The organism is Pedobacter nutrimenti (assembly GCF_003208655.1).
In the GTDB taxonomy this organism is placed as follows: domain Bacteria; phylum Bacteroidota; class Bacteroidia; order Sphingobacteriales; family Sphingobacteriaceae; genus Pedobacter; species Pedobacter nutrimenti.
Genome location: NZ_QKLU01000009.1, coordinates 1 through 20,040, shown reverse-complemented (window position 1 = coordinate 20,040; position 20,040 = coordinate 1). Strand labels below are relative to the sequence as shown.

Annotated in this window: 18 protein-coding genes; 12 read left to right on the top strand and 6 right to left on the bottom strand. The window is 39.9% G+C overall.

The annotated features are described in order from the left end of the window. Nucleotides 1–6: 6 nt before the first annotated feature. From B0O44_RS21235 to B0O44_RS21220, 4 genes are all read right to left on the bottom strand, one after another. The gene (locus B0O44_RS21235; protein ID WP_110834116.1) at nt 7–3,039 is read right to left on the bottom strand and encodes a SusC/RagA family TonB-linked outer membrane protein; all 3,033 of its coding nucleotides are present in this window, start codon (nt 3,037–3,039) and stop codon (nt 7–9) included. Between the two features lie 253 nt (nt 3,040–3,292). Next, complete coding sequence (locus B0O44_RS21230; RefSeq protein WP_110834115.1) at nt 3,293–6,178, bottom strand: ligand-binding sensor domain-containing protein; 2,886 nt, start codon at nt 6,176–6,178, stop codon at nt 3,293–3,295. Beyond that, nucleotides 6,175–7,110 carry an oxygen-dependent tRNA uridine(34) hydroxylase TrhO gene (gene trhO / locus B0O44_RS21225; protein WP_110834114.1) on the bottom strand — a complete coding sequence of 312 codons (936 nt, stop codon included), beginning with the start codon at nt 7,108–7,110 and terminating at the stop codon, nt 6,175–6,177. Before trhO ends, B0O44_RS21230 begins: the two co-directional genes overlap by 4 nt. A gap of 230 nt (nt 7,111–7,340) precedes the next feature. Further along, nucleotides 7,341–7,844 (bottom strand): DUF2480 family protein, encoded by a 504-nt coding sequence (locus B0O44_RS21220; RefSeq protein WP_110834113.1) that lies wholly within the window; start codon nt 7,842–7,844, stop codon nt 7,341–7,343. A gap of 126 nt (nt 7,845–7,970) precedes the next feature. On the opposite strand from B0O44_RS21220, the gene B0O44_RS21215 reads away from it, so the two are divergent. From B0O44_RS21215 to B0O44_RS21180, 8 genes are all read left to right on the top strand, one after another. Then, nucleotides 7,971–8,597 carry a helix-turn-helix transcriptional regulator gene (locus tag B0O44_RS21215; protein WP_110834112.1) on the top strand — a complete coding sequence of 209 codons (627 nt, stop codon included), beginning with the start codon at nt 7,971–7,973 and terminating at the stop codon, nt 8,595–8,597. A 152-nt stretch (nt 8,598–8,749) separates the two neighbouring features. Continuing rightward, entirely contained in the window at nt 8,750–9,937 is a 1,188-nt protein-coding gene (gene kbl / locus B0O44_RS21210; RefSeq protein WP_110834111.1) for a glycine C-acetyltransferase, read from the top strand. A gap of 117 nt (nt 9,938–10,054) precedes the next feature. Further along, nucleotides 10,055–11,092 carry a phenylalanine--tRNA ligase subunit alpha gene (gene pheS / locus B0O44_RS21205; protein ID WP_110834110.1) on the top strand — a complete coding sequence of 346 codons (1,038 nt, stop codon included), beginning with the start codon at nt 10,055–10,057 and terminating at the stop codon, nt 11,090–11,092. 20 nt (nt 11,093–11,112) lie between these two features. Then, nucleotides 11,113–11,523 (top strand): Rieske (2Fe-2S) protein, encoded by a 411-nt coding sequence (locus tag B0O44_RS21200; RefSeq protein WP_110834109.1) that lies wholly within the window; start codon nt 11,113–11,115, stop codon nt 11,521–11,523. Continuing rightward, nucleotides 11,523–12,098 carry a TetR/AcrR family transcriptional regulator gene (locus B0O44_RS21195; protein WP_110834108.1) on the top strand — a complete coding sequence of 192 codons (576 nt, stop codon included), beginning with the start codon at nt 11,523–11,525 and terminating at the stop codon, nt 12,096–12,098. Before B0O44_RS21200 ends, B0O44_RS21195 begins: the two co-directional genes overlap by 1 nt. Nucleotides 12,099–12,197: 99 nt before the next feature. Then, the gene (locus B0O44_RS21190; RefSeq protein ID WP_110834107.1) at nt 12,198–12,308 is read left to right on the top strand and encodes a phenylalanyl-tRNA synthetase subunit alpha; all 111 of its coding nucleotides are present in this window, start codon (nt 12,198–12,200) and stop codon (nt 12,306–12,308) included. A 146-nt stretch (nt 12,309–12,454) separates the two neighbouring features. After that, nucleotides 12,455–13,867 carry a 23S rRNA (uracil(1939)-C(5))-methyltransferase RlmD gene (gene rlmD, locus B0O44_RS21185; RefSeq protein WP_110834106.1) on the top strand — a complete coding sequence of 471 codons (1,413 nt, stop codon included), beginning with the start codon at nt 12,455–12,457 and terminating at the stop codon, nt 13,865–13,867. Between the two features lie 6 nt (nt 13,868–13,873). Continuing rightward, nucleotides 13,874–14,278: a hypothetical protein gene (locus B0O44_RS21180; protein WP_110834105.1), complete on the top strand. Its 405-nt coding sequence runs from the start codon at nt 13,874–13,876 to the stop codon at nt 14,276–14,278. Between the two features lie 120 nt (nt 14,279–14,398). Here the strand turns inward: B0O44_RS21180 and B0O44_RS21175 are convergent, their stop codons facing one another. Then, complete coding sequence (locus tag B0O44_RS21175; RefSeq protein ID WP_110834104.1) at nt 14,399–15,112, bottom strand: head GIN domain-containing protein; 714 nt, start codon at nt 15,110–15,112, stop codon at nt 14,399–14,401. A gap of 129 nt (nt 15,113–15,241) precedes the next feature. Between B0O44_RS21175 and B0O44_RS21170 the strand changes: the two genes are divergently transcribed. The 4 genes from B0O44_RS21170 to hemH all read left to right on the top strand — a co-directional run bounded on the left by B0O44_RS21170 (nt 15,242) and on the right by hemH (nt 18,500). Then, a complete protein-coding gene (locus B0O44_RS21170; protein ID WP_110834103.1) occupies nt 15,242–15,751 on the top strand; it encodes a phosphoribosyltransferase family protein in 510 nt (169 codons plus the stop codon). A 143-nt stretch (nt 15,752–15,894) separates the two neighbouring features. Further along, the gene (locus tag B0O44_RS21165) at nt 15,895–16,413 is read left to right on the top strand and encodes a lysophospholipid acyltransferase family protein (protein WP_245943761.1); all 519 of its coding nucleotides are present in this window, start codon (nt 15,895–15,897) and stop codon (nt 16,411–16,413) included. A gap of 114 nt (nt 16,414–16,527) precedes the next feature. Continuing rightward, complete coding sequence (locus B0O44_RS21160) at nt 16,528–17,376, top strand: 4-hydroxy-3-methylbut-2-enyl diphosphate reductase (RefSeq protein ID WP_110834311.1); 849 nt, start codon at nt 16,528–16,530, stop codon at nt 17,374–17,376. A 110-nt stretch (nt 17,377–17,486) separates the two neighbouring features. Then, nucleotides 17,487–18,500, top strand: a complete 1,014-nt coding sequence (gene hemH, locus B0O44_RS21155; protein WP_110834101.1) for a ferrochelatase — start codon at nt 17,487–17,489, stop codon at nt 18,498–18,500. Here the strand turns inward: hemH and B0O44_RS21150 are convergent. Beyond that, nucleotides 18,497–19,714, bottom strand: coding sequence for a 3-deoxy-D-manno-octulosonic acid transferase (locus B0O44_RS21150; RefSeq protein WP_110834100.1), 1,218 nt, complete (start codon nt 19,712–19,714; stop codon nt 18,497–18,499). The genes hemH and B0O44_RS21150 overlap by 4 nt on opposite strands. Nucleotides 19,715–20,040 lie beyond the last annotated feature (326 nt).

Genomic DNA, 20,040 nt, shown 5'->3' with positions numbered 1-20,040 from the left:
TATCAATTAAAAAGTAACGTTAACACCTAAATTATAAGTTGCATAAAGCGGATATACATTGGCATCTATGCCTCTGCTGAGAGGTGAATACGTTCCAACGGTTGGTTTTCCGATTTCAGGACTGAAGCCTTTGTACCCAAAAAGGTTAATAGGATTTTGCGCATTGGCAAATACCCTGATTCTTTGCATTTTCCATTTACCCATTAATGCTTTAGGCAAGGTGTAGCCCAATTGTAGGTTTCTGACCCTTATATAGGCACCGCTTTCTACGAAGAATGAGTTTGGTGCTGAATTTGCACCTGATCCGATGTTTGTTGACGGATAAGTATTGGATGTGCCTTCACCGTGCCATCTGTGGTCATAGAAATCCTTGGTGAAATTCTCGTTTCCATATCTTAAGCCCAGATTCGCATTATAGACATCGACACCAGCAACACCTTGGATATCAATTGTCAGGTCGAAATTTTTATAGGCAAAATTCGTGTTTAATCCGTAGCTGAATTTAGGATTTGGACTGCCCAGGCTTACGCGGTCTTTTCCATCAATTACACCATCTCCGTTTTGATCAACATATTTAAAATCACCCGGAATTGCATTAGGTTGTGCAGACTTGGCAATTTCTGCTGTGTTTTGAAAAACACCAGCAACTTTATAGCCGTAGAATTCTCCTATTGAACCACCCAGAACAGTCCGGGTTGCTAAAGCACCGTTTGTTAATCCATCACCACCGCCATATATAGGATTCAAACCAGTGACGACAGAAGTTACTTTGTTCTTGTTGTAACCAAAGTTACCACTGATAGAATAGGTCAAACCGCCATCAGTTTTGTCCTTCCAGGTGGCTAGCAATTCAAAACCCTTGTTTTCAAAATCAGCTTGATTACCAATTAGTTTAGAGTCTTTTAAGCCAATATCCTGGCGGACCGGAATTCCAAAAATTGCATTTTGGGTTTTTTTGATGTAATAATCTGCTTCGATATTTAATCTGTTGTTCAGAAAACCAGCTTCCAGACCGATATCTGTACCTACACCGCGTTCCCAGTTTAGGAAAGTAGGGACCGCTGTATCAATACTTTTTCCAGTGTAAGCAACACCATTAAAAACAATTACATAGCCTCCAGGTTGCGAAACAGTAAGAGTTGTTGGATTTGAAGGGACACCTGCATTTCCAATTTTACCCCAGCTTCCCCTTAATTTTAAATTGCTAAATACAGTCTGATCTTTCATGAAGGGTTCATTCGAAATCACCCAGCCGGCTCCGATGGATGGAAAATAACCCCATAATTCACCTCCTCCATAGAATTGCGAGGCAGCATCTGCACGGAAGGAGGCGTTTAACAGGTACCTGTCTTTGAAGGAATAGTTAACTCTTCCAAAGTAGGAGGTTGCAGTTCTCAATGAACCTGTATTGGTTACCGTACGGGTTCCTGCGTCTCCCAAAGCCAGATAAAGATCGCCTTCACTGGAGAAAGGTACATTTCTTGCTGTCCCGTTAATGTAATTTTGCTTGTAACGCTGAGCGGTTTGCCCGGCTAGAACAGTCAGGTTGTGGTCACCAAAAGTGTTTTTATAAGTTAAGGTATTTTCAATAATCCAGTTTCTATCTTCTGTGCGATCGATATTTAATAAACTTATATCGTTTTGTTGCCCCTGAGTAGCTTTATATACCGGAGAATAACCCCTTGCCTCTAGCTGACCGAAATCGCCACCAGCGCTGGTTTTGAAAGTTAAATTTTTCAGAATGTTTAACTCTGCGTATACATTACCAGTTAAACGATAGTTTTTAGTAACGTTATTATAAAAATCAAGGGTAACCTGTGGGTTGAAGTTATTACCTCCACCTAAACCAAAATCATTAGGGTCGCCATAGGTTCCATCTGCATAATATACAGGAACAATCGGTCCGGCAGCATAGATCTGATGAAATATGCTATTATTAATGTCATTTGATTTGCTTGCTGTTCCGGCAACATTGTATCCAATTTTTAAAAATTTATACAATTGAAAGTCATTGGATAATCTTGCTGTATATCTTTTGTAATTATTGTTTTTAACGATCCCGTCCTGATTTAGGTAACCCAGGGAAAAGTTATAACTACTTTTTTCCGTACCCCCGTTTATAGATAACTGATGATTGGTAACCATTGCATTACGAAGAACTTGTCCATACCAGTCTGTGCCTTTGCCATAAATGGAAGGATCTTTGAACAAAGGGGCATTCCCAGCAGATGTACTCAATTCATTGATCATTGTTGCGAATTCGGTTCCATTAGCCATTTTAACAGCATTTGTGACGCTTTGAAAACCGATGCTTCCGTTATAGTTGATTACCGGATCTCCTTTTTTACCCTTACTGGTTGTGACAAGAACAACCCCATTTGCTGCGCGGATACCATAGATTGATAAACTCGATGCGTCTTTAAGGATACTGATACTTTCAATATCTGCAGGATTTAAGAAATTGATGTCATCAAACCAGACACCATCAACAACATATAATACGCTTGTATTTCCATAAACCGTACCCGTACCACGAATGGTAATTTGCGGGGCAGAACCAGGGGCACCGTTATTAGAAATCGATACACCTGCAACTTTACCCTGTAAAGCACTCACCGGGTTTGTTGATGCTTGTTTTGAAATATCCTCCCCCTTAACTGTTGCAACTGCACCAGTTACATCAATTTTTCTCTGGGTTCCGTATCCTACAACAACAACTTGTTCCAGATCCTGGGATGAGGAGTTCAGAACGACATTGATGGTGCTTTGATTATTTACAGGAACCTCTTTGGTAATGTACCCTACATAGGTAAATACAAGGGTTGCATTGGCAGGTGCACTGATCGTGTACCTTCCGGCGACGTCTGTCTGCGCGCCGGTTGTTGTGCCTTTTACCATCACACTTACCGAGGGGATCGTGGATTTATCCTGACCATCGGTAACTACTCCTTTCACAGTAATATTCTGTGCAAAGGCAGCGTTGATAAAAAGCAAACAAAGAAAAGTTAAAACAGAAAATTTTGTAAAGATTCTTTTCATGCTCGTATAAGTTTTGTTTAATTGTTTGTTAAATCTCTATTAGATTATTTGCTATTACAAGTCTGGCCACCTCAACATTAATACATCAAAGACAAAAAAAGAACTATCTCATGCTGGTATACAATCGTCGTTTTTAGTTCAAAAACACATGTTTTGACTTGTATTGCAGAATATTGAGACTACATCAGGCCAAGGGAAAATCAAGAATTTTTTTGATGTTTTTTTTGATCTATGAGAGGTAATGTAGTAGTACTTAGAGCTCCATAAGGAACTCTACAAGGTTTTTATCATGTGGGACATTGAGCTTTTTTCTCAGCCTGTAACGCCTGATTTCGACCCCCCGCAAGGAAATATTCAACAGTGACGCCATTTCTTTACTACTCATGTTCATGTGCAGGTAGGCACAGAGTTTAAGGTCATTTGGTACCAGGTCCGGATGGTTTGCTTTTAGCTTTTTAAAGAAACTCTCGTGAGCTTCATTGAAGCTACTTTCAAACAAGTTCCAGTCCCGCTCATCATTCATACCTTCATCTATAACTTTTTGAATTTTTCGCAACTGGTCTTCCGAAAGCTTTTTTCCATTTTCATCTTTTAATTTCAGAATCTCTTCACTGATCTTTTGCAGCAATTCATTTTTGTAAACCAGGCTCATGGCAGAATTTGCCAGTTCCCTGTTTTTACCAGCCAGTTCTGCATGTAATTTTTCAGTTTGTAATTTGATGATTTGCTTTTCAGTTGCTTCAGCTTCCTTTTTAAGATAGGCTTCTTTTTCTGCCTGGAGTTTTTCAGTAATGGAAGTCTGGTCTTTAAGCAGTTTTTTCTCGTAGAGTTTTTTCCCTAAAATCAACAAGGCAATAATCAGAATGAAATAAAAAGCAAGGGCCCAGTTGCTGGCATAGAAAGGAGGAAGTATGGTAAATTCGAAAGAAGTAATTTCACTGATGGTCTGGTCGTTTATTTTTGCCCGGACAAGAAATTTATAATTGCCCCTTCCAAGGTTGGTGAAATCTTTTTGAGAGGCCGCACTCCAGTCTGACCAGATTCTGGAATAGCCTTCCAGATAATATTGAAATTTGATCTTTGCTTGTCTGTAATAGGGAAGAGCGTAAGAAATCCTGATGTTATTTCTGCTGAAAGGGATTTCTATACCTTGGGCTGTACTGCCTGCTTCACTGATGGTTTGGTAAGTGTCGGTAATGTCATCAATTTTTCTGATAAGTACCGCAGGTAATGTGGTTTTTTTACGGTCGTTTTGCTGTGAGCTGTTGTAAATTACGAAGCCATCATCCACACTGATCAGGTACATTTGGTCACTGATTTTGCTGATGTTTTCATAATACTGTACCATCCTGCCATCCAGGACACTGAAGCGATTGGAGTCTATTTCGATTTTACCGGGCTGGTTAAAATTGACCAGGGCCATTTTCCCATGGTTAATGAACCAGTATTTTTTTTGTCCGGCATTGATGATTTTATTGGACCTAGAAAAAGAGCCAAGGGCTTTATTGAGCGACTGGTATTTTGTAAAACGGTTGCTGATCTCGTCATAGGTGAGAAAACCCTGGTCCGAGGAAAACAACAGGGTTTTTTCCAGCATAAACAAGTTGATGTTGTAGCTGCTTGGCAGGCCGTTGTGTTCATCGTAGTATTTGGTGCTGGTTACTGTTTTAAAATCCGGGCTTAAGGTTAGTTTGTAAAGGCCTTTATAGGCATGGCTTACCCAGATGTCTCCTTTGGCATCTCTTTCTACATAACGGGAGGGTTGCGCAAAATTGGCCACTTTAGCATCAAACTTCCATTTACCCGTAACATCTTTTTTAAAGAGCACAAGTCCGTTGTATGCCCCTTGAATGAGGTAGTCGTCATTTAGCTTTTTGATGGTCCATCCACCGCTCAGACCTGAAATTTTTTCAATGGCATTTCCCTTTACACTAAATGTGCCATCATTGTGACCGCTGAGCAATTGCCCATCAATTTCGTTGAGCTCCCAGACCTGTCCTTGTGATTTTGGAACGAGTTTAAAATCAAAAGAACTGAAGGAGTGTCCAGCTGCCCAGGGACTGTAAAAAAGACCCTGGTTGGTACCCAGGTAAATATTACCACCATAAATCAAGCTGGAATATACTGTCCCGAATAAACCTGTTTTGTCAAAATAAAAATAAAGGGAAGAATTGAGCTCAATCCGGTCAATTCCATTATCGAGGCCTGCCCAAAGGTTTTTTTCATTGTCTGCAAAGATACTAAGCACGGTATTGTTCTGCAGGCCACTGGATTTATTGATCTGTTGAACAATTACACCATTTTCGTCTATGATAATGACCCCGTTTAGAATTGTTCCAAAGGCATAATATTTTCCGGAGACTTGTGTTCCGTTATTGAGTTGATAGGTTTGTAAAAAGGCGTTTGCAGGACTAATAAAAGGGCTGTATTTTTCACCATCGTAAACAAATAGCCCAAATTTGCTGGTTCCGATAAGTAGTTTCCCTTCTTTGTAAGGTAAAATGGACAACACATTGCCAGGAAGGGGTGCCCCTGTGTTTTTGAGGGCGATTAATTTATTACCGCTCAGTTCAAAGAGTCCTTTACCAAGGGCTTCTATGATAAATCTTTTGTCAATTTTATAGAGGAATAAAAAATCTGATGAATTCTTTATGATGCTGATTTTGTTGTCCTGGTAAATGTAAACAGCTTTAAAAGACTGGAATATAATTCTGTTTCCGTCCACATAGATTTTCCAGATCTCATCCGTAATTTTTGATTTGCCGGGGATCAGTCCGGTCAGAGATGTGTATTTAAGGTGCTTACCTTCCATTCTCCAGAAGCCGAACTCCCCAAAACCGCCTGTATAAACATTTCCTTTAGAATCTGTGGCCACAGAACGAACAATTTGCCCATTTGGCATTTTATACTGTTGCCAGTACTTGCCGTCAAAAACAAGCAAACCTTCGGTATTGCCAAAGTACATCATGCCATTTTTATCCTTGGCGACTGACCAGTTCTGGTTTCCGGATAAATAGACCGATTTAGGATAGTTTTGTATATAAGGTACCCCGATGCTTTTGATGTCGTCTGCCTGGGTGCTCAAAGCTCCTAAGAACAGAACAAATAACAGAAAATACTTCAGGGTTCCTTTGATCATGAAACCTTATTAACCGGTTGAGGGACTTTTACATAATAACCTGTGCCATCGTAGGGACGTCTACGGGGATTGGAAATACAAGCCGTTGAACAGCAGCCCTGTAATTCATGTCCGCACTCATCGCATTGCGTAATATGTTCATTACACTCCGGATTGGCACAATTGATCATTTTAGGGGTAACTTTCCCACAATTGTAGCAAGTGGAAATTACCTTGGGATTAACCGTGTTGACATCAACTGCAATACGGTTGTCGAATACATAACATTTGCCTTCAAAGTCTTCGCCGCCGGCCTCTTTTCCGTATTTAATGATACCGCCATGTAACTGGTAGACATCATTAAACCCATGATGAAGCAACAAAGCAGAGGCTTTTTCACATTTTATTCCTCCGGTACAATAGGTAAGAACTTTTTTATTTTTGTATTGGGCAAGCTCGTTGATCTTTTCAGGAAAATCCCTGAAATTCTCAATGTCCAGGGTAACTGCATTTTTAAAACGCCCAAGGTTATGTTCATAATTGGAGCGCACATCAAGGATCACTACATCATCCTGATCTATCATTTTCTGGAATTCGGCCGGTTCAAGATGTTTTCCGGTTTGTCTATTCGGATCAATGATCTTCGGGTCTCTTAAGCCCGAATGCACAATTTCCGATTTGTAACGACAATGCATCTTAATAAAAGAAGGTTCTTCTACATCATCGATCTTGAAATCTGTTTTGGCGAAACGTTCATCAGCTTTAATCGAGGCCATATAAGTTTCACAGGATTCCCGGCTTCCGGATACGGTACCGTTCAGTCCTTCGTCGGCAACAATAATCCTGCCCACAAGGTTCAGGGATTTACAAAAAGCAAGGTGGTCTGCAGCAAATTGTTCTGCATTAGCTATTGGACTATAACAATAGTAAAGTAATGTCTGGAATTTTTTCATAATGCATTGATACCGTTGCATACGGCGTTTAATGTTTTTTGCAAAAATACGAAAGAAATTTCAATATCCACAGGGGCAATGAAGCGCTTCACAAAAAGAGGGCTTCTTCACACCTGGCTCACACCTTGTTCACACCTAAGTCACAAATGGGTATCTTTTTGTGAACAAAGTGTGACCCAGGTGTGCACTAGGTGAGCACAAGCTCTAGAGTTGGAGTAAGATTTTTATGTTTAATGATTTCTTTTGTAGATCATCACAGGAGCACCTGCTTCGCCCCACATCAGGCTTTGCACTTGTTGCATCAGATGGGAGGTTACCAGAACAAATAAGTCCGGAGGTACCATAGAGCTGGCTTTAAGAACCACTTTTTTGTCTTTAAAAAATGTATAATTTATTTTTTTGATCCTTTCGGCCCACAAGAGCTCCTGGTGATCCCGCTGATCGGCATATAGAACAGTGTCCGTATAGAGGGACAGTAAAGAAGCCACATAAACATAGGCCCAATAAGGGACAATGGCGTCATTTGAACAACACAAAATGACCTCTTTGTTACTGTATCTGCTCCAGTCTATGGCTAACATTTCTGCCCGGAAGTTTTTTTCCTGCAGAAGGTATTCATGGAATAAAAAGGGTACAAGATCAAAAGTCAGGTATTGATCTTTTGTCGGTTTATACTGCATCAGGTCAAGGGTCAGTATACCGCTTAATTTTACTCTGTTTTTGATTTCTTCCATTTTTTGAAATTTTTTATAGAACTAAATACTTCCTTGCAAGGAAGATTTTGTGCGGATTGTTGTTAGAAGTTTAGCAAAGTTAGTACTTTTGTTAATAAAACAACTTTTGACTTGTTTTATTAGATTATGAAGACAAACAGATTCTTAATGCTGCTGAAAACAAGGGGAACCCTGACTGCTGCAGAAATTGCAAAGGAACTGGGTATCACCAGTGAGGGGGCAAGGCTACAGCTGATCAAGTTTATGGAAGATGGACTGGTCAGTTCTGCTCATGAATCCAATGGGGTAGGCAGGCCTAAGCAATTATTTAGCCTTACCGAGCTTGGACATGCTGGTTTTCCGGATACCCATGCAGAGTTGACTGTAAAATTGATCGGGTTGGTCAAAAACACCTTGGGTGAGGATGCACTTCAAAAAGTTATTGATGCTGCAGAGCAATCAGGAAAGGTAAAGTATCTGGCTGAACTCGAGGCTGCAGTAACTTTAGAAGAAAGAATTTCGGGACTTGCCGGAATCAGGACCAGAGAGGGCTATATGGCAGAGTATATAAAAGAATCTGATGGTTATCTGCTGGTCGAAAACCATTGCCCGATTTGTGCCGCAGCAAAAACCTGCCAGGGACTTTGCGTTTCTGAGTTAAACACATTTCGGTCTGTACTGGGAAATGAGGTTCAGGTTGACCGCGTAGACCACATCATTGCAGGGGCAAGAAGATGCGCCTATCGGATTACGAGAAAGGAAAACTTTTCTTAGAACGGTAAAGATAAGCTTTCGATTTTTTGCTCAGATTGCTGGAAAGGCAGTGAAATGTCCATTTCGTCTTACATTTTATAAAATGTTCCCTTAATGCACTACCTCTGAGCGCCGATATTTTCCTAACTTTGATTGCATCAATTTAAAATAAAATGTATAAAACACTGCAGCCTGTTCTTCAGCAAGAACTTGAACAAATAGAAAAAGACGGATTATATAAAAAAGAAAGGATCATTGTTACCCCTCAGGGAGCTGACATTAAGGTAAGCACTGGACAGGAAGTCCTGAATTTCTGTGCAAACAATTATCTTGGCTTATCTTCTCATCCAAAGGTTACAGAAGCCGCAAAAAAGGCTATTGACCAATATGGTTATGGGATGTCTTCTGTTCGTTTCATTTGTGGAACGCAGGACGTGCATAAAGAACTGGAAGCCAAAATATCCCAATTTCTGGGCACAGAAGATACCATTTTGTATGCGGCTGCTTTTGATGCGAACGGTGGTGTTTTCGAACCTTTATTTAACGATCAGGACGCAATTATATCCGATGAGCTGAACCATGCCTCCATTATTGATGGTGTGCGTTTATGTAAAGCAAAACGTTTCAGATATAAAAATGCAGATATGCAAGACCTGGAGCAGCAACTTATTGCAGCCAAAGATTCCAGACACCGGATTATTGTAACAGATGGTGCATTCTCTATGGATGGAGTAGTGGCACCACTGGATAAAATATGCGATCTGGCTGATAAGTACGAGGCCTTAGTCATGATCGATGAATCACATTGTACGGGATTTATTGGTAAAACAGGTCGTGGGACACATGAACATTTTAATGTAATCGACAGAATTGATATCATTACTGGCACACTGGGCAAAGCATTGGGTGGGGCTTCAGGAGGATTTACTTCTGGTAAAAAAGAAATCATCGATATGTTGCGCCAGCGGTCCAGACCTTATTTGTTCTCCAATACACTGGCACCAGCTATAGCAGGGGCCTCAGTTGCTGTATTGGATATGCTGAGTGAAACCACTGAACTGAGAGATAAGCTTGAAAGTAATACCAGGTATTTTCGCGAAAAAATGACGGCCGCTGGCTTTGACATTAAGGAAGGGGTGCATCCGATTGTTCCGGTGATGCTTTATGACGCAAAACTTGCACAGGAATTTGCAGCAAAAATGCTGGATGAAGGAATTTATGTAATTGGATTCTATTATCCTGTGGTCCCTCAAGGTAAAGCCAGGATTCGCGTGCAGCTCTCTGCAGGGCATGAACAACACCATTTGGATAAAGCAATTGCGGCTTTCACCAAAGTTGGAAAAACACTCGGGGTAATCTAAAGATTACCCTCTTTTTTTGCCTGACCGGGTTCATTTTCATTAAGGAAATAGGCAGAAGGCTTGTTTTTGGAAGTTTAGGTGATAAGCAATATTACCGAAATAGCTGTATATTTGCATATGTTACAAGATAAGATAACACAATACACGGAAGAGATTAATGCGTTTTTAACGGAAAATGCCGAAGAACTGGAGCAGTTCAGGATCAGATTTTTAGGTACAAAAGGCATTATTAAAGATATTTTTGATGAGTTTAAGGCTGTTTCACCAGAGGAAAAAAGGACGCTGGGTAAAGTTTTAAATGAGTTTAAACAACTGGCTGAAAATAAATATCAGTCCATAAAAGAACAGACAGCGACAGAATCCGTATCTAAAGATAAGGATATGGACCTGAGCCTGCCTGGAGAAGGTTTTGAAATCGGGGCCCGTCATCCACTGGCGCTGGTGCGCAGAGAAATTGTAGAAATTTTCAATAAACTTGGTTTCGTCGTAGCAGAGGGGCCTGAAATTGAGGACGACTGGCATAATTTCTCCGCACTTAATTTCCCTGAAGAACATCCTGCAAGGGATATGCAGGATACTTTCTTTATCAAAAAAGGAGGGGAAAAGGGAGATATTGCTTTACGTACGCACACTTCTTCTGTGCAGGTGAGAATGATGGAAGCGGGTAAACCACCTTTCAGAGCGATTATGCCAGGAAGGGTATACCGTAATGAAGCCATTTCTGCCCGGGCACATTGTTTCTTTCATCAGGTAGAAGGCTTATATGTGGATGAAAATGTTTCTTTCGCAGACCTGAAACAAACTTTGTTTTATTTTGTCCAGGAGTTGTATGGAGAAGGCACAAAGGTGCGTTTCCGTCCTTCCTATTTTCCTTTTACGGAGCCTTCTGCAGAAATGGATATTTCCTGTACGATTTGTAAAGGTGCAGGTTGTCAGCTTTGTAAGTACAGCGGCTGGGTAGAGATTCTGGGTTGTGGAATGGTAGATCCCAATGTGCTGGAAAATTGCGGAATAGATTCCAAAAAATACAGTGGTTTTGCTTTCGGAATGGGAATTGAAAGAATTGCCAATTTGAAATTTGAAATCAAGGACCTGCGTTTATTTTCGGAAAATGATGTGCGTTTCCTTAAACAGTACAAGTCCTCATTGATATAGGTATTCTAAGTGTTGAAACGATGAAGAAAATAGCTCTTTTATTACTCACCTTATCGGTTTTTGCGAGTTGCGGGAAGGAAAGTGTTTACGTTCCCAATGTCCCTGTAGACTTAATCAAGAGTGTAGCTGAGTTTAAAATTTATGCGGTAAACAATGTATTGATTGTGCCTAACCAGGGGGTTGCCGGGATCCTCATCGTATATTCTCCTTTTAATGGCTCCTATATGGCCTATGACCGTTGCAGCTCTGTTAATCCGGAAAACAGGTGTCAGGTGACCCCAGATGAAAGCGGGGTAAGCGCTACTGATCCCTGCACCGGCGCGAAATTTTCCCTTTTAGACGGGAGTCCGGTAAAAGCACCTGCAGTACGCAATTTAAGATCTTATAATGTGTCCATTCAAGGTGGTCAGATTTTACACATAACGAATTAATGGAGCCAGAAAAAATTAAAGATAGTATTCTCAAAGCGGCTAAGGAACTGTTCAGAAAGTATGGTTATCATAAAACCAGCGTAAATGAAATTGCCAAAAAAGCCCGGATTGCCAAAGCGACGATTTATAAATATTTTGACAGTAAAGAACATGTTCTGGATGCCATCTTAATGGATTATCTGGATTTGAATCTAAGAGAGATATTGAAAAATAAAGCGCAGTTTGCCGACGAAGAAGAACACCTTAAGGCTCTGGTTATGAAAACCTGCAGGCTGACATTTACAGTTTGCAATGAATTTATTGGGTGGGATTTTGTTAGGGAAAACGCAAATTCTCAGGAGTTTTTAAAACACCTTTCTGATCAGCTGGAATCACTGCTGCTTGCTGCCTATCTTGAGCTGGATCATTTTAAGAATAATCCTTCCCGTAAGGAAGGTCTGGCCTTTCTCTTGAAGGCGAGTAAAAGTATTGTTTTCTCTTTTGCCTTTACTTCGGTAAGTGATGCGGATGTTCGAAAAAACTTTGTTAGTTTTCAAAAAGAATTGTTGCCTTTTTTGGTAAAGGCTGCTTTATAACCCGCTGAGGGATCGTACAGAGTTTATAATTTCTTAATCTATACCGTTTTGTTATTCGGTACAAAAACCTTTATATTTGTTTGTATAAGGTCTACTACAATGAGTAAAGAAGTTTTAGAATTTTCTGTATTGGTAGAAGAAAAATTTGATGTGAATTTTAACCTGGTGGAAGGGTTGCTGGGTTGGATCCTGAAAATTTTCGGCAGATAAAGCCATCTGTTTATTTTTGATTTGGCAAATTTCGGGGCTGATCTGTGTCAAATCGTCTCTGTTTACCATGTGTCTTAAAGTGAAAGCTTTTCATTCCCGTTCAATTGTCGAAAATACTTGCCGAAAATCTGTAAATTTGCCGGATAATGAGTAGAAAGAGAAAATCAGGGACGGTAACCATACTTCCCAGTTTGCATATCGTTGATATTGCCGAAGAAGGTAAAGGTGTTGGAAAAGCTGACGAGTTGGTGGTTTTTGTGGATAAGGCAGTGCCTGGGGATGTTGTGGACGTCCGTCTGACCAAAAAGAAAAAAAACTTTGCTGAAGCGGTTATACAAGAACTGCACACCGCCTCTGAGTATAGAACAGACCCTTTTTGTAAACATTTTGGAACCTGCGGTGGTTGTAAATGGCAGCATATGCAATATGATGCCCAACTGAAATTTAAAGCGAAAAATGTGGAAGCGGCTTTACAACGGCTGGCAAAAATAGATACTGGTGCAATGGAACCGATTCTTGGTTCTGTAGCAGATACTTATTATCGCAACAAACTGGAATATACTTTTTCCAATAAACGCTGGCTGGAAAAAGAGGATATGACAGACCGGGACGACCTGGAATTGAATGCGCTTGGTTTTCATGTGCCTTCCCGCTTTGATAAGATTCTTGATATTGAGCATTGTTACCTTCAGGCAGAACCGTCCAATAGCATTAGGAACGGTGTTAGGGAATATGCCATCAGAGCAGGTTTGAGTTTTTATGACCTTCGCATGCATGAAGGAAATCTGCGTAATCTGATCATCAGGACTTCCTCGACAGGAGAAGTGATGGTCGCTGTGGTTTTTGCTTATGCAGAACAGCATCAAATTGATGGTTTAATGGAATACCTTAAAGAAAACTTTAAGATTGCTTCTTTGCTGTATATCGTCAACCAGAAAAAGAATGACACCATTTTTGACCAAGAGGTCGTGCTGTATTCCGGAAGGGACCATATTTTTGAAGAGATGGATGGTTTGCAGTTTAAAATTGGGGTAAAATCTTTTTATCAAACCAATTCTGCGCAGGCGCATGAACTGTATAAAATTACAAGTGAATTTGCAGGTCTTTCAGGAGGGGAACTGGTTTATGATTTATATACCGGGGCAGGAACAATTGCCAATTTTGTGGCCCGGAATGCAAAACAGGTTGTTGGAATCGAGTATGTCCCAACTGCCATTGAGGATGCAAAGTTCAATTCTGCACTGAATGGAATTGATAATACCATCTTTTATGCAGGCGATATGAAGGATATCCTCACAAGGGAGTTTATTGTTGCGCATGGCAAACCTGATGTGGTCATTACAGACCCTCCCAGAGCTGGCATGCATGCTGATGTTGTAGAGCGTTTAATGGAGATGGAAGCGGATAAGATTGTTTATGTGAGTTGTAATGCGGCGACACAGGCAAGAGACCTTTTTCTGTTAAAGGAAAAATATGAAGTGTTAAGAATTAAACCTGTGGACATGTTCCCTCATACACAACATGTTGAAAATGTGGTTTTATTGAAACTGATCAAGTAGTTTAAAATGGATTTAGAAGAATTAATGCCCCAGCAACCCGAAGGGCAAAAAAATGAAGAGAAAAAAAGCCCCTTAATTAGTCTGGAAAAAGATCTTGAATTGTACACCGAGTCCATCAAGGAGGTTGCTGTTGAAATCATGGTAGAAGGCATTTCTGCACATCCTATATTTGTTGCCCATCAGCATACTGTCAGTATCGGAGAAATGATTCTGAACAGGGAGGAGCTCAATACAGACTGGACGATACAGGCCTCTACGCTTGAAGAGTTTGTGCAAAAAGGAATTATACACCCTGATAGGAAAGAATTGTTCCTGAAAAGTTATAAGAAACCTGAGGATTATATGTGTCTGTTTGTTGTTGTTCCACAGGGGGCTAATTTTGTATATTACCCTTATCAGAAAAGACATTAAAAAAATCCCTGCCAGGGAGGGGGTCCTCAGCAGGGATCAAAACTAAAAAAAATAGCCTGTTTGAAATCACCCTGAAACTATTTAATTCGCTGAACAATTTACAGGATTTTAAACAAACTTTTATCTTATTCTCTTCACACTTCCACTATATTTAGGAGAGTTGTTTCGAACAGAAGGATCTCCTTTATAATGAATATCACTACCACCACTTGCGGTGGCTTCTAAAGCTTTGGTTACGTGTACGTTTGCATCGGAACCTCCACTGGAGGTAACCTTTGCATTTTCGGCAATCAAGTCAAAAGCATTAATATCGCTTCCGCCACTGGAGCTGATTTGCATATTGGTGGCAGAACCACTTAAATTGACATCAGAACCTCCGCTAGCCCTTAGGTCAAGGTCTCGGACTGTTACTTTTAATTTCAGATCGGAACCTCCAGAAGCCCTCAGGTTGAGTTTATCCGATTTGATCTCATTTTGAGTAAAAACATCACTGCCTCCACTGGCAACCAGAGAATTTAAATTTTTGAAGCTAACATAGGCTTTTGCACTTTTTCCTTTAAAAACTCTACGCCAGGTCATGCCTTCTTTATATTTAATGCTTAGGGTATTGCCTTTTTTTTCAACCTCTATATTTTGGATCAGTTCTTCATCGCCTACAAGTTTAATGTTTTCTGAGCCGGCCTGGGTAAGATACAGATCTATTCCACTGGATACGACAATTTCATTGAAGTCGCTGATATTAAAGTTTTTACTGGGTTGTGCCACTGCGGCCAGGCTGCCAAAAGAGAGCAGCACAAGTAATAAAAATACCGGTCTTTGTATAAATTGTTTCATTTGATTATAGGTTTTGTTAATATTAGACTCCTGGAAAAGGAAAACGTTGCAACAATCAGAAAATATTTTTTAAATATTTGATTATGAATCTTAAAATGGTTCTTTTTGTAGCTCAAATAAACTATACAGATGGCGGATTCTCAATTGATAATTCTTGATAAAGTACAAATACAGCAAAAAATTAACCGTATGGCCTACCAGATCCTGGAGGATAACCTGGGTGAAAAGGAAATTGTACTTGCCGGAATCTGGGACAGAGGGTATAAACTGGCCCTCAGGTTAAAAGCGGTCTTGTCTGATATCTCAGAATTGAAGGTTACTATGCTGCGGATAGATCTGGAAAAAGACAACAGCCGGTTGGTGGCCAGCACTGATCTGGAGGAGAGTAAATGGAAAAACAAGGTAATTATTCTGGTCGATGACGTGCTGAACAGTGGTAAAACTCTTGCCTACGGATTGGGCGTTTTTTTAAATACACCACATAAAAAAATACGGACAGTTGTCCTGGTAGACCGGAGTCATAAAATATTTCCCATAGCAACTGATTTTGTAGGACTACAGATGGCTACTGTGCTGAAAGAGCATGTTGATGTTGTTTTAGATGTGGATGGAAAACAGGACTGTGTTTATTTGAGTTAGTCATTTGCTTTTGACCTGATTTTTTCTCATTTTAGGGAATGCACCTGTCCCGTAAGAACTCAGTAATACATCAGATTTTTTCCTGGTATATTGATTATATGCTGAAACGGGGCTTTTTCTCTTATTCTCATTCTGATGTTGATTTGAAAAGAGAAGAAGCGATTTTACTTTTAGCGAACCATTTTAGCTGGTGGGATGGTTTTTTCATGTTCCAGTTGAATAAGCGTTTGTTTAAAAGACAGTTCCATGTTTTAGTCACTGAGGAAGATTACCGAAAACACTGGTTTTTAAAATACCTGGGCGCCTTTGCGCCTGGTCCGGCAGGTAAAGATGTGGTGGAAACATTGTTGTATGCAGGGGGACTCTTGGATGATCCATTGAACCTGGTGCTGGTTTTTCCTCAGGGAAAACTATATTCGAGTTATGTTGGGAAAATAGCTTTTGAGAAAGGACTGCTGCAATTGATTAATGCTTCGGGGAAAAAATTTCAGATTATATTTTCAGCTACCTTAAGTGATTATTTTGACCGTAAAAAACCTCGGGCAAATAGCTATTTGAGTAATTGGCAGGCAGAAGAGTATGTGAGTCTTCAGTTGTTGAAAAGTGAGTACAATAAACATTATGAGCAGGCCCTGAAAACCCAAGCTAAAATTACCGCCTGAACAGGAATTTATTTTTACAATACACAGTGATCAGAGCAATCGTTTTTGTGTATTTTTGTAAATGATCTGATTTTAAGTGTCAGGTCCAATAAGAGAATGTCTGAAGAGCATGATATGAAATATAATTTAGCCGTAACGATAGATAAGGATTCCGGATTTTGTTTTGGAGTGGTTTATGCCATTGAAATGGCGGAAGATATTTTGGATCAGGAAGAGTATCTGTATTGCCTTGGTGATATTGTTCACAATGATGAAGAAGTCAAGCGTTTAAAAAGCAAGGGTTTAAGAATTATTGGTCATGAGGAGTTAAATGAGTTGCATGGTGAAAAGGTGTTGATCCGGGCCCATGGTGAAGCGCCTTCTACTTATGAACTGGCATTGAAAAATAACCTGACCCTGATAGATGCTTCCTGTCCGGTTGTTCTTAAGCTGCAAAATCGGATCAAAAATTCACATGATGACCAGGAACAGATTCTGATTTTTGGTAAACATGGCCATGCAGAGGTTATTGGTTTGCAGGGACAGACCGATGGAAAGGCTATTGTTTTTCAGGACCTGGCAGAGCTTGACCAGGTTGAGTTGCCTTCAAAATTTACCTTGTACAGTCAGACGACCAAAAGCACAGATAAGTTTTATCACATTAAAGAAGAATTATTGAGCCGGGGTTACCAGGTGAAAGCAAATGACACGATTTGCCGTCAGGTATCCAACCGTTATGATGACCTGGAGAAATTTGTTGCGAACTTTGATAAGATCATTTTTGTATCGGGGAAAAAATCTTCAAATGGTAAAGTGCTGTACGATGTATGTAAAAAATATAATGAACATTCTTATTTCATCTCCAATATAGAAGAACTGGATATTTCCTGGTTTAATCCAATTGATAAGGTTGGAATCTGTGGGGCAACCTCTACGCCAATGTGGTTGATGGAACAGGTAAAAACCAAACTGGAAAGCTTCTAGTAGTGATCTTGCCTAAAATTTTACTAAAAAATGTTCTGTTGTCCCTGTATTTGGGTAGGTAAAAAATAATAAAAACACGATATTTGACGCTCAATTGAATACGTTAATATATGGGTAAAAAGGGGATTTTGCTAGTTAATTTAGGGACACCTGATAGTCCGGAAGTGGCTGATGTTAGAAGGTATTTAGATCAGTTTTTAATGGACGAACGGGTAATCGATATTCCCGCCTTTAACAGAACCCTGTTGGTTAAAGGAATTATTGTTCCTTTCAGAAGCCCTAAAACCTCTAAGCTATATAAGGAAATCTGGGATGAAAATGGTTCACCACTCCTTTATTTTAGTAAAATTCAGGCTGCAATGGTGCAGCAGAAGCTGGGGGATGACTATCATGTCGAGCTGGCAATGCGTTATCAGAGACCATCCATTCCTGCTGCCCTGGAAAGAATGAAATCTGCCCTGGTTGAAAGTGTTCATGTTGTGCCTTTGTTTCCTCAGTATGCTTCTGCCAGTACAGGTTCAGTTATTCAGAACGTGATGGAAATTGTGGGTAAATGGCCAACAATTCCTCCTGTGAGTTTTGTGAATTCTTTTCATGATAATAAGCTGATGATTGAAACCTTTGCTGATAATGCAAGGAAATACCATCCGGAAAATTATGATCAGATTTTATTTAGTTTTCATGGACTTCCTGAGCGGCAACTCATCAAATGTGATCATTCAGGTCAGCATTGCTTGAAAAAAGAAAATTGTTGCGCGAGTCTGACAGATGTGAATAAATTTTGCTATTCTGCTCAATGTCATGATACTGCCCGTTTAATCGCTGCAGAACTGGACATTCCTGCCGAAAAATATTCAGTTTGTTTCCAGTCAAGGCTTGGCAAAGAGCCCTGGGTGCAACCGTATACCAGTGAAGTGCTGAAAGAGCTGGCTGCCCAGGGTAAAAAAAGGCTGCTGGTATTTTGTCCTGCTTTTGTGGCCGATTGCCTGGAAACGCTTTATGAAGTTAGTGTGGAATATCATGAGGAGTTTAAGGCACTTGGTGGTGAACAGGTTCAACTGGTGGCCAGTCTTAATGACCATCCCAAATGGATAGAGGCTATGGTAGAGCTTTCCAAAAACTAGCTCAGGTATTTTTCCATTTCCAGCATGATTCCCATTGTGGCGCCTTTTTTTTGTTCCACATAGGCTTTTGCTGTTTTACCGTATTGATTACTGCTGTTGAAATTTTCGAAAGCTTTGACCAGGTCATACTCGTTGCGAATGCTAATGGCTGCTTTTAAGGAAATGAGGTCTTTTGCTTCCTGAAATTTATGATATTCGGGCCCAAATATAACGGGTAAACCGAATGCAGCAGCTTCCAGTGTGTTGTGTATGCCTGCGCCAAAGCCTCCACCGATGTACGCAATTTTACCATATTGGTATAATCCCGATAATAAACCGATATTGTCTATGATCAGAATATTGCTCGTCACAGAAGCGTTCTGCAATTGGGAATATTTTATAGCAGATGGAAATAATTGTTCCAGCTGGGAGAGATGTGATTTGCCAATTTCATGAGGGGCAATGATGACTTTCCAATCGGGATATTGAGCAATGAGTGACTGGAGTAAAAACTCATCCTGTGGCCAGGTACTCCCAGCAATAAATACGGGATTTTTACCAACAAAAGCTTCGACAAGAGGGACTCCTTTTACAGAGGATGCATTTTCAAAAACCCTGTCGAAGCGGGTATCTCCACTAAGGCTTATGTTTTTTAGGTGGATCTTTTCCAATAAATGAAGGCTGGTTTCATTTTGAACAAAGAGGTGTGTAATACATTTTAATATTTTTCGCTGAAAACCCCCGTACCACTTAAAAAAGATCTGATCAGGTCTGAATATTCCCGAGATTAAAAAAAGGGGGATGTCTTTTTTTTGAAGAAGGTGAAAATAATGGTACCAAAATTCATATTTAGTGAAAATGGCAATTTCAGGGTTAATCAAAGAGATAAATAATTCAGCATTGCTGGCAGTGTCCAGGGGCAAATAAAAAATCCCATCAACTCCGGGATAATTTTTGCGGACTTCGTAACCCGAGGGAGAAAAAAAAGTTATAATGATTTTTTTTTCTTTATATTTTTCCTTTACCTTTTCCAGAACGGGTCTGCCTTGTTCAAATTCCCCCAGGGATGCAAAATGGAACCAGATGTGTTTATGTTCAGGAGAAACTTCCTGACTGATCCTTTGGAATAATTTTTGTCTTCCCTGGATGAAGAGTTTTGCCTTGGGATTAAAATTCGCTAAGACTTTAATTATAAGACTATAAAAGAAAATACCAAAATTATAAAGCCAAAGCATTTTGAATCTTTATTTGTTATCTTCGCCGAAGATACTTTAATAAATCAAGAAAATTTCAAAATATATGAGAAACGCAGGTTCAGAAACTCTATTTAATCTATCCTGTGTTCCTTTTTTGATGAATTTTCATAGGTGAATTTCAGTAGTGTGATTTCAATACTGAATTTGGTCCTGTGTATGAAAGTATACCCGTTTGGAGGGCATAAGGGAGAACTAAAATAATGATAACTAATAAGCTGAAGTACTCTTCATCACCATTAAAATTTAAAATAAGAAACTAATGAAAATTACGGAAGCTAGCTAAAACAGAATCAAGCTATAAGCTG

What these genes read in the sequence shown, in the direction of transcription:
- B0O44_RS21215 (WP_110834112.1), top strand. Translation starts at nt 7,971, where the DNA reads ATGAAGACAAACAGATTCTTAATGCTGCTGAAAACAAGGGGAACCCTG.
- pheS (WP_110834110.1), top strand. Translation starts at nt 10,055, where the DNA reads ATGTTACAAGATAAGATAACACAATACACGGAAGAGATTAATGCGTTT.
- kbl (WP_110834111.1), top strand. Translation starts at nt 8,750, where the DNA reads ATGTATAAAACACTGCAGCCTGTTCTTCAGCAAGAACTTGAACAAATA.
- B0O44_RS21190 (WP_110834107.1), top strand. Translation starts at nt 12,198, where the DNA reads ATGAGTAAAGAAGTTTTAGAATTTTCTGTATTGGTAGAAGAAAAATTT.
- B0O44_RS21180 (WP_110834105.1), top strand. Translation starts at nt 13,874, where the DNA reads ATGGATTTAGAAGAATTAATGCCCCAGCAACCCGAAGGGCAAAAAAAT.
- rlmD (WP_110834106.1), top strand. Translation starts at nt 12,455, where the DNA reads ATGAGTAGAAAGAGAAAATCAGGGACGGTAACCATACTTCCCAGTTTG.
- B0O44_RS21160 (WP_110834311.1), top strand. Translation starts at nt 16,528, where the DNA reads ATGAAATATAATTTAGCCGTAACGATAGATAAGGATTCCGGATTTTGT.
- B0O44_RS21175 (WP_110834104.1), bottom strand. Translation starts at nt 15,112, where the DNA reads ATGAAACAATTTATACAAAGACCGGTATTTTTATTACTTGTGCTGCTC.
- B0O44_RS21220 (WP_110834113.1), bottom strand. Translation starts at nt 7,844, where the DNA reads ATGGAAGAAATCAAAAACAGAGTAAAATTAAGCGGTATACTGACCCTT.
- B0O44_RS21200 (WP_110834109.1), top strand. Translation starts at nt 11,113, where the DNA reads ATGAAGAAAATAGCTCTTTTATTACTCACCTTATCGGTTTTTGCGAGT.
- B0O44_RS21230 (WP_110834115.1), bottom strand. Translation starts at nt 6,178, where the DNA reads ATGATCAAAGGAACCCTGAAGTATTTTCTGTTATTTGTTCTGTTCTTA.
- B0O44_RS21235 (WP_110834116.1), bottom strand. Translation starts at nt 3,039, where the DNA reads ATGAAAAGAATCTTTACAAAATTTTCTGTTTTAACTTTTCTTTGTTTG.
- trhO (WP_110834114.1), bottom strand. Translation starts at nt 7,110, where the DNA reads ATGAAAAAATTCCAGACATTACTTTACTATTGTTATAGTCCAATAGCT.
- B0O44_RS21195 (WP_110834108.1), top strand. Translation starts at nt 11,523, where the DNA reads ATGGAGCCAGAAAAAATTAAAGATAGTATTCTCAAAGCGGCTAAGGAA.
- B0O44_RS21170 (WP_110834103.1), top strand. Translation starts at nt 15,242, where the DNA reads ATGGCGGATTCTCAATTGATAATTCTTGATAAAGTACAAATACAGCAA.
- B0O44_RS21150 (WP_110834100.1), bottom strand. Translation starts at nt 19,714, where the DNA reads ATGCTTTGGCTTTATAATTTTGGTATTTTCTTTTATAGTCTTATAATT.
- hemH (WP_110834101.1), top strand. Translation starts at nt 17,487, where the DNA reads ATGGGTAAAAAGGGGATTTTGCTAGTTAATTTAGGGACACCTGATAGT.